The 13116-nt window shown below is 45.5% G+C and carries 9 protein-coding genes; 8 read left to right on the top strand and 1 reads right to left on the bottom strand.

Features of this window, described 5'->3' with window-relative positions; translation table 11 throughout:
* The first annotated feature begins 167 nt into the window (after nt 1-167).
* From gltB to H580_RS0102100, 3 genes are all read left to right on the top strand, one after another.
* Entirely contained in the window at nt 168-4766 is a 4599-nt protein-coding gene (gene gltB, locus H580_RS0102110) for a glutamate synthase large subunit (RefSeq protein ID WP_028593319.1), read from the top strand.
* Nucleotides 4767-4911: 145 nt separating this feature from the next.
* Nucleotides 4912-6216, top strand: coding sequence for an MFS transporter (locus tag H580_RS23045; protein WP_245583464.1), 1305 nt, complete (start codon nt 4912-4914; stop codon nt 6214-6216).
* 173 nt (nt 6217-6389) lie between these two features.
* Nucleotides 6390-6578 carry a hypothetical protein gene (locus H580_RS0102100; protein ID WP_028593318.1) on the top strand — a complete coding sequence of 63 codons (189 nt, stop codon included), beginning with the start codon at nt 6390-6392 and terminating at the stop codon, nt 6576-6578.
* Between the two features lie 70 nt (nt 6579-6648).
* Here H580_RS0102100 and H580_RS0102095 read toward each other — a convergent pair whose 3' ends face one another.
* Nucleotides 6649-7023: a helix-turn-helix domain-containing protein gene (locus tag H580_RS0102095; protein WP_028593317.1), complete on the bottom strand. Its 375-nt coding sequence runs from the start codon at nt 7021-7023 to the stop codon at nt 6649-6651.
* A 272-nt stretch (nt 7024-7295) separates the two neighbouring features.
* Here H580_RS0102095 and H580_RS0102090 point away from each other — a divergent pair, with 272 nt between their 5' ends.
* From H580_RS0102090 to H580_RS23035, 5 genes are all read left to right on the top strand, one after another.
* A complete protein-coding gene (locus H580_RS0102090; RefSeq protein WP_028593316.1) occupies nt 7296-7757 on the top strand; it encodes a PilZ domain-containing protein in 462 nt (153 codons plus the stop codon).
* A gap of 336 nt (nt 7758-8093) precedes the next feature.
* Nucleotides 8094-8855 carry a YveK family protein gene (locus H580_RS0102085; RefSeq protein ID WP_036604305.1) on the top strand — a complete coding sequence of 254 codons (762 nt, stop codon included), beginning with the start codon at nt 8094-8096 and terminating at the stop codon, nt 8853-8855.
* Complete coding sequence (locus H580_RS23040; protein WP_051217157.1) at nt 8839-9564, top strand: CpsD/CapB family tyrosine-protein kinase; 726 nt, start codon at nt 8839-8841, stop codon at nt 9562-9564. The genes H580_RS0102085 and H580_RS23040 overlap by 17 nt, the downstream gene beginning before the upstream one ends.
* 255 nt (nt 9565-9819) lie before the next feature.
* Nucleotides 9820-11760: a polysaccharide biosynthesis protein gene (locus tag H580_RS0102075; RefSeq protein ID WP_028593314.1), complete on the top strand. Its 1941-nt coding sequence runs from the start codon at nt 9820-9822 to the stop codon at nt 11758-11760.
* An 18-nt stretch (nt 11761-11778) separates the two neighbouring features.
* Nucleotides 11779-13113, top strand: coding sequence for a lipopolysaccharide biosynthesis protein (locus tag H580_RS23035; protein WP_051217156.1), 1335 nt, complete (start codon nt 11779-11781; stop codon nt 13111-13113).
* Nucleotides 13114-13116: the final 3 nt, after the last annotated feature.

Raw genomic sequence — 13116 nt, 5'->3', positions numbered from 1 at the left:
AATCAGCTCGGAAATCCTGTCTTGTTGTAAAACAAAAATTATCAAGCGCATAAAAAGTTTGAATTGCCTTCAATATGGGGCGGTGATAAAATGATACAATAATTCAAATGAATAATTATAAATACATGCATGAATACCTACATTAACATATAGAAAGGTTGCATCCTATGAAAGCATACGGCTTACCTCAGAAGCAGGGTCTATACGATCCACAGTACGAGAAAGATGCATGTGGTATGGGATTTGTCGCCCATATCAAAGGGCAGAAGTCCCATGACATCGTTCGCCAAGCGTTAACTGTCTTGGTTAGTATGGAGCATCGTGGCGGTCAAGGAAGCGAACCTAATACGGGGGATGGGGCAGGCATTATGCTGCAGCTGCCGCATCGTTTCTTTGCACAACAGATGCAAGAGCAAGGCGTGGAATTGCCGGAAGCGGGACGCTACGGCGTTGGTATGTTGTTTATGTCCCAAGACGTCCGTATCCGGGAGCGTCACGAGGCGGAGCTTCGTCGAATTGTAGAAGACGAAGGTCAAACCTTCCTAGGTTTCCGCACCGTGCCAACAAACGATGAAACATTAGGTCAGTCCGCTAAAGCGGTAAAGCCTTGCGTTCGTCAACTGTTCATCGGTCGCAGTGAAGATATTCAGAGCGATCTGGCATTCGAACGAAAGCTTTATCTCATTCGCAAGCGTGCGGAGCAGGCGATCCGTTATACGAACGAGGAAGGCGCAGATACGTTCTATATTCCGAGCATGTCTTGCCGCAAGATCGTGTATAAGGGAATGCTTACAACGGAGCAGGTAGGTCATTTCTACTTGGATCTGCAAAATCCGACGTTAGAGACCGCGATTGCGCTTGTGCATTCGCGCTTTAGTACAAATACGTTCCCGAGCTGGGAGCGTGCCCATCCTTACCGCTTCATGATTCATAATGGAGAGATCAACACACTGCGTGGTAACGTGAACTGGATGAATGCTCGTCAAACGCTCTGTCAGTCCGAAGTATTTGATGCGGATCTAGAGAAGATCAAACCGGTTATTAATCCAGACGGTTCCGATACAGCGATGTTCGATAACACCTTTGAATTCCTCTACTTATCTGGACGTTCGCTGCCACATGTGGCAATGATGATGGTGCCTGAGCCATGGTCCAATCACGATAGCATGGATCCTGCTAAACGCGCGTTCTATGAATACCACAGCTGCATGATGGAGCCATGGGATGGCCCTGCTGCAATGGCGTTCACTGATGGCGTGCAGATCGGTGCGATTTTGGACCGTAATGGTCTTCGACCATCCCGATATTATGTGACAAAAGATGACTTAATCATTCTCAGTTCTGAAGCAGGTGTGTTGGACATTGCACCTGAACAGATTTTGTATAAAGACCGTCTTCGCCCAGGTCGTATTTTGCTCGTTGATACAGAGCAAGGTCGAATTATCTCCGATGAGGAAGTTAAGCAGCAAATTGCTAACGAGAACCCCTATCAAGAGTGGCTTGATGAGCACTTGATTGGCCTTGATGATCTCCCAGAGGCACCCGAAGTACCGGAGCCGAAGCATGAGAATGTTCAACAGCGACAACAGGCGTTTGGCTACACATTTGAAGAGCTGCGCAAAGTGCTTGAGCCGATGGCGTCAAGTGGTGTTGAACCAATCGGATCGATGGGTTATGATGCGCCGCTCGCCGTACTTTCCGAGCGTCCTCAGCGCCTATACAACTATTTCAAGCAATTGTTCGCGCAGGTGACGAATCCACCTATCGATGCAATCCGTGAGGAAATTGTTACGGCTACAGGGACAACGATTGGGCCTGAGCGCAACTTGCTGCATCCGGAGCCAGAGAGCTGTCGTCATGTTCGATTGGATACACCAGTCTTGTCTAATGAAGACTTTGCGAAGCTGCGTCATATTAGACGCCCAGGATTCAAGTCCATTACGATTCCTATTTTGTTCCCAGCGAATGAAGGAGCAAATGGCTTGAGTGCGGCTTTACAGACGATGTGCGAAGCAGCAGATCGCGTTATAAGCAAAGGACACAACATTATTATTTTGTCCGACCGTGGCATCGACGCAGAAAATGCTGCGATTCCAGCTTTGTTGGCTGTATCTTGCCTGCATCATCATTTGATTGAAAAAGGTACGCGTACGAAGGTTGGATTGCTGCTTGAGTCTGGTGAGCCGCGCGAAGTTCATCATTACGCATTGCTGCTCGGTTACGGCGTCAGCGCGGTCAATCCATATTTGGCATTCGAGACATTGGATGACATGATTCGCCAAGGCTTGATTCGTAAAATATCGCATGATAAAGCAGTGAAGAACTACATTAAGGCAGCAACCAAGGGTGTTGTCAAAATTTTATCCAAAATGGGTATTTCTACGGTGCAGTCGTACCGCGGAGCTCAAATATTTGAAGCACTTGGCTTGGAACAGTCCTTTATTGATAAATATTTCAGATGGACACCTTCACGTATCGGTGGAATTGGTCTTGAAGAAGTAGCTCAAGAAACGCTTGCACATCACAATCGTGCATATGCGGTACAAGAAGGTCGCGATACGGAGTTAGATTCCGGCGGTGATTATCAATGGCGCAAGAACGGGGAAGAACATCTGTTCAATCCGCAGACGATACACACATTGCAGGAAGCATGCCGCAAAGGCGACTACAAATTGTACAAAAAGTACTCTGGTCTCGTACAAAAAGAGTACGGTCAAAACGGTACATTGCGCTCTCTATTTGAGCTTAAGCCAATTGGCGCACCAGTGCCTATAGAAGAAGTGGAATCGTTACAATCCATCTTCAAAAGATTCAAGACTGGAGCGATGTCGTTTGGCTCCATCTCGAAGGAAGCGCATGAGACGCTGGCGATAGCGATGAACCGCATCGGTGGTAAGTCGAATTCCGGTGAGGGTGGAGAAGATCCGGCACGCTTTGTGAAGGACCCTAATGGCGACTGGCGCCGAAGCTCGATTAAGCAGGTGGCATCAGGACGCTTCGGTGTAACGTCTAACTATTTGGTTAATGCGGATGAAATTCAGATTAAGATGGCGCAAGGCGCGAAGCCAGGTGAGGGTGGACAGCTGCCAGGGCGTAAAGTGTATCCTTGGGTAGCGGAAGTTCGCGGTTCCACACCGGGTGTAGGTCTTATCTCTCCGCCGCCGCATCATGATATTTATTCGATTGAAGATTTAGCGGAACTTATTTATGACTTGAAAAATGCGAATCCACGTGCAGCGATTAACGTGAAGCTCGTATCTGAAGTCGGTGTCGGTACGATTGCTGCTGGTGTAGCAAAAGGTCGCGCAGACATTATTCTTGTCAGTGGTTATGATGGCGGAACAGGGGCATCCCCTCAAGGTTCAATCCGCCATGCAGGTCTCCCGTGGGAGCTTGGATTGGCAGAGACGCATCAGACGCTTATTCTCAACAATTTGCGGGACCGTATTCGTCTAGAAACAGACGGCAAAATGATGACTGGTCGTGATCTTACGATCGCAGCATTGCTCGGGGCTGAAGAATACGGCTTCTCTACAGCACCACTCGTTGTAGTAGGCTGCATTATGATGCGTGTATGTCAGCTGGACACTTGTCCAGTTGGCGTAGCGACACAGAACCCAGACCTTCGCAAAAACTTTAAAGGCGACCCTGATCATGTTGTAAACTTCATGAAGTTCGTTGCTGAAGAGCTGCGTGAGTTAATGGCGGAGCTTGGATTCCGTACATTAGACGATATGATTGGTCGTACAGAGTGCTTGAATGTGAAAGAAGTAAGTGACCACTGGAAAGCGAAGCATATCGATTTATCTACAGTGCTGTATCAGCCAGAGCTTCCAGCAGGTTCTGCTCGCACGAAAGTTCGGGAGCAAAACCACGGTCTTGAAGAAACGTTGGATATGCTTCATCTAGTGCCTGCGGCTCAAGCGGCGTTGGAGCATGCGCAGCCGGTAACGGGAACATTCCCTATTACGAATGTGAATCGTGCAACAGGCACGATCCTAGGCAGCGAAGTTACTCGTAAGTACGGAGCACAAGGCTTGCCAGAAGACACGATTTCCTTCACTTTTACAGGTTCAGCAGGTCAAAGTTTCGGTGCATTCGTACCGAAGGGAATGACGCTGAAGGTGGAAGGCGACAGCAATGACTACGTCGGTAAAGGATTGTCCGGCGGTAAGTTGATTGTGAAGCCGTCACCGCGCGCTACATTTGCAGCAGAAGAAAATATCATTATTGGTAATACCGCGTTCTACGGAGCGACTAGCGGTCAAGCCTATATAAATGGTATAGCAGGAGAGCGATTTGCTGTTCGTAACTCTGGTGTAAATGTTGTTGTTGAAGGCGTGGGCGATCACGGCTGTGAGTATATGACTGGTGGACGCGTAGTTGTACTAGGTTCTACGGGCAGAAACTTTGCAGCTGGTATGTCGGGTGGTATTGCTTACGTACTTGATACAGACAATACATTCGTTCATAACTGCAACTTGGAAATGGTACTTTTGGAGCGTGTAGAGCTTGAAAGCGAAATAGAGCAGCTGCGCCACATGATTGAGAAGCACGTGCATTACACGGGCAGCTCGATTGGTAGTAAAGTGCTGGACCAGTGGCAGGAGTTATTGCCTAAGTTCGTACGCGTTATTCCTAAAGACTATAAGCGCATGTTAGAGCTAATTGAGAAGGTTGAAGCAAAGGGCTTAGTGGGGGAAGCTGCTTTGTTGGCAGCATTCGAAGCGAATATGCGCGAGTTGTCCCGTGTTGGCGGCAACTAGTCAGTAACTTTCGGATTCATATGATAACGATTTAGCTTGTACAACCTTGATCCATCATCTACCATATATAATGGTAGAGAGGATTAAGGTTGTTTTTTTGCTTCTATGTACATAGGATGACGACAAAGACAGGAGTGACATCTAAGTGGAATCACCGTGGTCTATATTCAGAAAGAATACTCGTGAAATGAATGTTTTTATTTGGGCCAGTATGATTCATTCGGCAGGATCGGCTCTGATGTGGCCGTTAACGACAATATTTGTCCATCAACAACTGGGGCGCAGTTTGGCAGAAGCAGGCTTTGTCATCACCATGCAATTTTTAGGAGGAATGATTGGACAAGTTGCTGGCGGTTCTTTTTATTATAGATGGGGAGTTAGGAACCTTCTAATTGGTTCATTAGCTGCATCGGCCATACTTCAAGCTTCGCTTGTAGTGACAGCCTATACAAGTTGGTGGGGCTATATCATGACGATGTTTGCTATCGGTTTTACTTCTAACTTATCGATGCCGGCGATGCAATCGTTTATTGGATTCCGCTGGCCAGAGCGCAGAGATGAATTATTTAATTCTTTCTATGTAGCCAACAATATTGGTGTGGCTTTAGGAACAGCCGTGAGTGGTGTGCTGGCTGACATTTCTTTTAATTTGACTTTCTTAATGAATGCAGCAGCATCAGTGGCTTTCGCAGTATTCTTTCACTTTTATATGAACAATGAACTTAGTTCTAGCCGCATGGCTGCCATTTCTAGTACAAGATCGAAGCCTGACAGTCGGGAGGTAGGAAATAGCGCGTTATCAGACAACAGGGCGATAGGCGCGATGCCGCATCTTTCACTTTCGACCAAGCTTCGCTCGATTCACATTTATTTGTTCATTGGCTGTGGATCTATGTTTATTTGGCTCGCGAACTCGATGTGGGGGACAGGTGTCGCTCCACACTTGACCGATCAAGGAATGGAGATGAAGATGTACAGCTGGTTATGGACCATTAATGGCATTTTCATTTTTGCTGGACAACCACTTCTGAGTTGGTTGAAGCGAACCTGGGCAGCCCACTCCACTTCTCAGTTGACTTGGAGCGCGGCCTTGTATGGCGTTGCTTATTTGATGATTTGGATATGGCCTAGTTATATCGGATTTGTATTTGCCATGATTGTAGCTACGTTAGGTGAAATGCTAGTATCCCCTGCTGTTCCAGCTTATATAAGTAAGGTGGCAGGTAGAGAAGCTCCTTTTTACTTAGGTTTAGTAGGAGGAATCAGCTCCATAGGGCGAATGATAGGACCGCTAGCTCTAGGAATTGCTTACGATACAGGTGGATTAAACATGGTCGTCGTTGTATCCATAATTGTAGCGGGCTTGTCATTAAGCAGTTATATGCTGCACGCGTGGATGCAGCGCGGACGACAAGTTCATGACTCTAGTTCTATCACGTGTGACAGGTAATTACTCATTTCCCATACGATTCGACAAAAATAGAAGGGATAATTCGTATTCGCTCCTCCATTGTCCGACAGTTTAAGCGTTTCTATATCGATATAATAGGGGTATCGTAACTGGATACTTTAATAGAGAGATACCATAAGTTGCGGGATTCTGAGAGAAACGAGGTTTGGTGAATGAAGGTAGGACACGATGTAACGGATAAGACCCAGCGCACGGTAGTTGAACAAACCGAGGACAATCCGCTAACGATTACAGTAGATATTAAAGAGATCCTCAATCAACTGGATATTCCTTTAGAACGATGGGATGAATATAATAAAAAGAACATAGAGAACATAAAGGAGCCTCATCCTAACACATAGAAACAAGCGTGTAGACCGTACGAATGTACAGTGTCTGCACGCTTGTTCCGTGTTTAGCAACATTTTAAGATTAGTTGCCGCGCATGAAACGTTCAGCTCGTACAAAGGCGATGAATCGTCTCGCTTCCTCTTCGGTTAATTCATCCCCATCTACCGTTAATTTGAAACGTTGGAGTATTTCCTCTTCAGCCAATTCCAAATGCTCAGTAAAAGCCTGGATTTCTGGTGAAAGTTCCATTTGAGGAAGAGAAGTACGACCAACGAGATAATCAATCGATACCTCGAATAAGTCCGCTAATTGTGTAAGTGCCTCAAAGTCCGGTTTACGTCGATTTTTCTCATAATGAGACAATGCTGCTCTCGTAATACCTAACTTGTTGGAAAGTTCCTCTTGAGTCCACCCTTTTGACTCTCTTAACTGTGATATTCGATTCCCAGTTGTCATCTTGCTTCCTCCTCTGTGGCGGGTAACTGTTAACATTTTTATTGTTACGTGACGAAATGTATCGTTGAAGGCATCAATTAAAAAATAGAACTTAAAAAGGATTGACATGCTACATTATGTATCGTAAAGTAAAGAAGTGAAAAGTTACAAATCGTATCAAAATTAACCTTCTAATCCCAATAGTATTCTACAAAATGTATCGCAATTTGCGCTCACCAACACTCATCATCGGCTCCGTGATCTATTTTTTTCTTAGTAAAGGGGATACAACCATGTCGATAAATGGGTTTCCTCATCATTTAAGTTTAAGGCTTACCTTAAAGCGTCCCGTATTAGCGTCTATGGGCGTTGAACTCGTCAACCAGCAACCGGTACATTCTTCTCTTACATGTCCTGTCTTAGTCACCTCTGTAAGTCCTTATGGACTGTATATGTTCTCACATCTAGATTTGCCGCTCCAGCATGAACGTGATTATGTTCTGAGCTTCAAGCTTCGTTTACATGAAGAGGAAATCATGCTGTATGGCCGTGTAGTATGGTGTGATGCTAATCAACATTTAATCTGCTACGGGATTCGTCTTCAGCTTCAGTCTGAAGAACGTTCGCGCTTATTGCGTTTGCTTAATGATGAGTTGGTTCGTATGATGCCAACACAAAAGGGCATTCATGAGATGTATCAACGAGCAAGTGATCAAGTACTGAGAACGATATATGAAAGTGCATGGAAAATATAGATGTTCCAGTACATATTATACCATTTTTACAAATGAAATGTCATTGTATCCATCGTTAATTGTAGCCACATTTTCTATTCGACATCAATAGGTTTGATTCCTTGTAAAGAATACGCAGAACACGAAGCATTCCGCTTGTTTTCTACAGAGTCAGAAGTAAGGGGGAGCATCGAATCATTTTATAGACGGCTTATTATATCATTACGGTTCTGCAAATGAAGTCACTTATGCAAGCATTTTAGCGAAATTTTAATAATTAGGCTATCGATGTAAGGAGAAAGTCTCTAAAAAAGACTAGCACTGTATTCATTAATCATAAGGAGGATAAGTCAACAGATGGAACTCGATCTTAAACATATGCTGCAGACGATATGGAAGCGAAAGGGGATAATAGCTTTCTTTGTAGTTATCGGCATAATTGCTTCATCTTATTACAGCTATTTGGTACTAAAGCCTGTTTATCAAGCATCTACCAAATTTATTGTCAATAAGACGCAATTCGAAGAAGGGCAAGGGACCATCAACATTAATGAACTTAATGCAAACATTAAGTTGATACAAACTTACAAAGAGTTAATTCGTACGGATTGGATTTTAAAAGAGGTACTGCGTAAAAATACTGACATCCCTTATACGACAGCTCAATTGCTCTCCATGATTAAGGTGTCTTCTACGAACGATACACAAGTGGTAACGATCTCCGTAGAAAATGAGTCCTACCAGATGGCAGCACGGCTTGCCAATGAAGTTACGCTTCTGTTTATTGCCAAAATACCAAGTCTCATGCACGTCGACAATGTCACTTTATTAACCTCAGCGGATAAAAATGCGGAGCCAAGCCCTATTAAGCCGAATCGACTCATGAACGTCATTATCGCTGCTATCGCTGCATTTGCTGCAGGGATTAGTTTGGCACTTGTCATTTCGTTCTTCGACGACAGTGTGTACACCGAGGAAGATATTGAACTGGCAACGGGTCTTACAACGCTGGCTGTTATTCCTAAGATGAATCGGAAGCATGTGCGCACTAAGCATGATAGAGCGTCGAGACAAAGACAGACAACATCAGGAGGGGATGCTTATGTTACGACTCAGTGATAAGTACGCGCGGATTATGGAACGGCAGCCCTTTTCTCCCATTGCTGAATCTTACCGCTCTCTGTGTACGCAGTTGCAGTTCGTGCAGCGAGGAGAAGAGATGTGGGCACCGCGTGTGATTACCGTTACATCGTCACGTTTGAGTGAGGGAAAAACGACGACCGTATCCAATCTAGCTGTGGCCTTTGCCGCAGAAGGCAAAAAAGTGCTGCTTGTCGATGGGGATCTTCGAAGGCCTCGTTTGCATGAAGTGTTTGGCATGGATGGTTCAAAAGGATTGCTTCAGTTATTACAGACTTCAACTCCCCCGTCACAATTTGCGAAGGAAACATCGATTCACAACTTAGACCTCATCAGTGCGGGAGATCTCTTGGATGATCCAGGTAGAATTTTGGCCTCTTCTCAGTTCGATCAATTTATTGAACAAGCTCGTGAAGCCTATGACATCGTGCTGTTCGATGCACCGCCGGTGCTGCTCGTTAATGAAGCGAAACAAATTGCGGTCCGCTCAGATGGTGTGCTGCTCGTTGTCCAACCTGGCAAGACCAAATGGAAGGCACTGCAGCAGGCGCAATCTCAATTGGAACGCGTTCACGCTCATATCCTTGGCACGGTACTGAATGCGAGCGAAGAACATATGGATAAGAAATGGATGAAAAAAGGGGCTCGATCCCAACAAGGGTTAAAGATGTCTGCTACAAGCAAGTAATTGGCTAGTATCGCTTGTGATTATTTTCGCAGGTAAGGTAATATCTCCTACACCTATATCATTGGAGGTACTCGGTCGTGCTGTGGGCGAAATTTCGCCTTAGACGTATATCGTCGGTGGTGCGATGTGAGGAAGGGTTAAATGCCCTATGGCTCTTGTAAAAGAGAGAGTTGTGTCGTTTACGACATGGTATGGCTTAAACGACATAGCTGTATCTTTTAATAGGTCAAAAGGGAAGAAAGGACGATTCATAGCATGAACAAAGCCAAGCGGTTATTCGTTCTGATGAGTCTGGATGCAGCAGTCGTCAGTAGTAGTATTGTTCTCGCTTTTTATTTGCAATACGGGAGCGAATGGAAAGAGCAGTTTATGCCGCACGGAATGCTGTTCGGAGGATTAACAGTCATCTTCTCGCTAGCAAGCTTATACATAGGCAAGCTCTATCATCGAGTATGGCAGTATGCAAGTGTAGGAGAACTATATTCCATCGTTAAGGCGCTCTGTACAAGTGTATTGATCGCCTTTTGTGTTACATGGTTGTGTTTGGGTGGCAATATGTCGGTTGGTATTATTCTATCCTTGTTGGAAACGATGCTTCTTGGAATTGGTGGAATTCGATTTATACGACGGTTGATCCAAGTGCGTACAGGCCGTGAACACTCAAATATGAAATCCGAACGAACGAGGACACTCGTTGTTGGAGCAGGAAGCTGCGGCAGTCTTATAACAAGAGAAATGCTTAAACAGAAATCTACTTTTCTTGAGCCGATGGAACCGATATGTATCGTAGATGATGACATTTCCAAGCTTCATTGTGAAATTCATGGGGTTCTAGTGGCTGGGATGCTGCGGGATATTCCCCAACTTGTGGAGGAGTATAACGTTGAAGTTATCGTCATTGCCATCCCATCGCTCTCCATGTCGCAGTTGAAGCCTATCGTCGATATTTGTATCGCGACGAAAGCAAGAGTGAGGATGATTCCGCTGTTGAATGATCTGATTCAAGGAAAAGTCACGATTAATAAAATTAGTGATGTCGATATTGAAGTGCTTCTTGGAAGAGAGCAAATCCGTCTTGATATGGGTCATATTTCTACCTATTTGCATGAGAAAACGGTGCTTGTTACCGGAGCAGGAGGTTCGATAGGCTCAGAGCTTTGTCGGCAAATTGCTCATTTTGAGCCGAATGCTTTGCTGCTGCTCGGACAAGGGGAGAACAGCATTTATGTCATCGAGCGCGAATTGCGCTCCAAGTATCCTAAACTGAAATTGGAAACGGTCATTGCAGATGTGAAAGACGCAGCGCGGATAGATCGCATATTTGCTACTTATGAGCCGCAGGTTGTATTCCATGCAGCAGCTCATAAGCATGTGCCATTAATGGAGCGCAATCCATCGGAGGCAGTGAAAAACAATTTATTTGGTACGATCCATGTTGCGCTGGCAGCTCACCGCTATGGTGCAGATCGTTTCGTATTTATTTCTTCTGATAAAGCGGTCAATCCGACAAGTGTTATGGGAGCGACGAAGCGCGCAGCTGAAATGTATATTCAAAGTTTAAGCAAACAAAGCTCGACAGTATTCGCCGCTGTTCGATTCGGCAATGTGCTGGGTAGTCGCGGCAGTGTCATTCCGTTGTTCAAAGAACAGATTCAACATGGAGGCCCTGTCACGGTTACACATCCTGATATGATCCGTTATTTTATGACCATACCTGAAGCCGTTCAGCTTGTTATGCAGGCTGGAGCTTATGCAGAGGGTGGAGAAGTGTTCGTACTCGACATGGGTGAGCCCGTTAAGATTGTAGATTTGGCTAGAGCGGTTATACGCTTGTCCGGTTATGAGCCTGACGTGGATATCCCTATTGTATTCACAGGTATACGACCAGGTGAGAAGTTGTTTGAAGAGATGCTGACAGCGGAAGAAGGATTAAATGTAACGAAGCATTCGCGTATTTTTGTGGGACGGCCACCTATCGTACCGCAGCAAGTACTTGAAGAGGAAGTCGTCGCTATAAAAGAAATACTCAATGAAGAGAATCCGCCTATACGTGAAGCACTGAAGCGGCTTATCCCGACTTATATGCTGCCTAACGAAGATGGATTTACAAATCAAGTTGCAGCGACGGTATGTACGGATCAGGATGAAAAGCAAGCAGTTGTCGATTGGAGAGAGAAGAAGTTGTCTTTGGTATAACGAAAAGGAGAGAGACAGATGGGAAGTCTTCTAAGTAGACGGGGCAAGCGCATCGCAGGGGCGGATCATCATGCGCACACACGACGGACTTCCTTATGGCATCTGTTCTCGTGGACGCTTACAGGCAATGTATTGTACGCTGCTTGTCAGTGGGCGTTGTTGATCATATTGGCACAGCGTGGATCTGTGGAAGATGTAGGTGTATTTTCGCTAGCTTTGGCGATTAGCGCACCTATTTTTTTATTTACCAATATGCAGCTGCGAGGGATACTAGCTACGGATACAGAGCAGGTATACGCTAGTGGTGTTTACGTTCAGCTCCGTGTTGTTAGTTCTTGCTTGGCGTTGATTGCTACACTTGGATGTGCGGCGATATATATGTCAAGCTGGGAAACATGTATTGCTATTATACTAATCGGCCTATCAAAATGGTTCGAATCGATTAGCGAATTATTGTATGGCTGGTGGCAGCAGCATCATCGCATGGATTGGAGTGCACAGTCTCTCATCCTGCGTGGGCTGCTGTCTTTATCTTTATTTGGCGGGGCCTATCTTTACACCGAAAGTTTGCTCGCAGCTTTGACGGTATACGCGTTAACATGGGGCGGCATATTAATTGTCTTTGATATACCGAGAGCAAGGCGGCTCGAAGGTTTTTCATGGAGTGGAAGCAGACGGGCAGGCCTGCAGCTATTGCGGCAATGTTGGCCGATGGGGATCGTTATGATGCTTGTATCTCTGCAAGCGAACGTGCCTCGCTATTTCATCTCGGATGCGTATGGAGAAGCTGCGCTTGGCTATTTCTCTGCTCTCATGTATGTGATGGTGGCAGCTACTACAGTCGTTTCAGCCCTCGGGCAAAGCATTAGCCCACATCTTGCAAGAGCGTGGTCAGCAGTTGATCGCCATGCGCTTCGTGCTCTACTACGGAAGGCTGCGTATATGATCGGTGCAATTGGAATGGGCATGACCCTTGGAAGCTGGTTACTGGGCTCGTGGTTGTTAACTATTTTGTATGGAGCAGATTATGCACAGTATAGTGACTTGTTCCTGATCCTCACGCTTTCAACCGCTTTTAGTTGTCTCGGTTCGTTGCTTGGATTTGCTTTGACCGCTGCAAGAGTGTTCCGGGCGCAACTTGTTATTCATTTATGTACGGTGCTTATAACCGTTGTGCTGCAATATGCGGTGACAGCTCTGGATATGCCGATGCAAAGTACAGGCTATACACTGCTTGTTTCGAATTTCTTATCCTTGCTGCTGGCGGGAATTGCTTGGCGTAACTGTATGAAAGCCCTGATGCGTCAAAAATTGAAAACTAACGTACTTCTTTCTGAAAAGACAGGTGGGTGACAA

It is taken from the genome of Paenibacillus assamensis DSM 18201, assembly GCF_000422445.1.
GTDB lineage: Bacteria > Bacillota > Bacilli > Paenibacillales > Paenibacillaceae > Paenibacillus_B > Paenibacillus_B assamensis.
This window is presented reverse-complemented; position numbering and strand designations above follow the sequence as displayed.

Bases quoted from the DNA above. Each gene is read 5' to 3' on its own strand.
- gltB (WP_028593319.1), top strand. From the start codon at position 168: ATGAAAGCATACGGCTTACCTCAGAAGCAGGGTCTATACGATCCACAG.
- H580_RS0102100 (WP_028593318.1), top strand. From the start codon at position 6,390: ATGAAGGTAGGACACGATGTAACGGATAAGACCCAGCGCACGGTAGTT.
- H580_RS0102095 (WP_028593317.1), bottom strand. From the start codon at position 7,023: ATGACAACTGGGAATCGAATATCACAGTTAAGAGAGTCAAAAGGGTGG.
- H580_RS0102090 (WP_028593316.1), top strand. From the start codon at position 7,296: ATGTCGATAAATGGGTTTCCTCATCATTTAAGTTTAAGGCTTACCTTA.
- H580_RS0102085 (WP_036604305.1), top strand. From the start codon at position 8,094: ATGGAACTCGATCTTAAACATATGCTGCAGACGATATGGAAGCGAAAG.
- H580_RS23040 (WP_051217157.1), top strand. From the start codon at position 8,839: ATGTTACGACTCAGTGATAAGTACGCGCGGATTATGGAACGGCAGCCC.
- H580_RS0102075 (WP_028593314.1), top strand. From the start codon at position 9,820: ATGAACAAAGCCAAGCGGTTATTCGTTCTGATGAGTCTGGATGCAGCA.
- H580_RS23035 (WP_051217156.1), top strand. From the start codon at position 11,779: ATGGGAAGTCTTCTAAGTAGACGGGGCAAGCGCATCGCAGGGGCGGAT.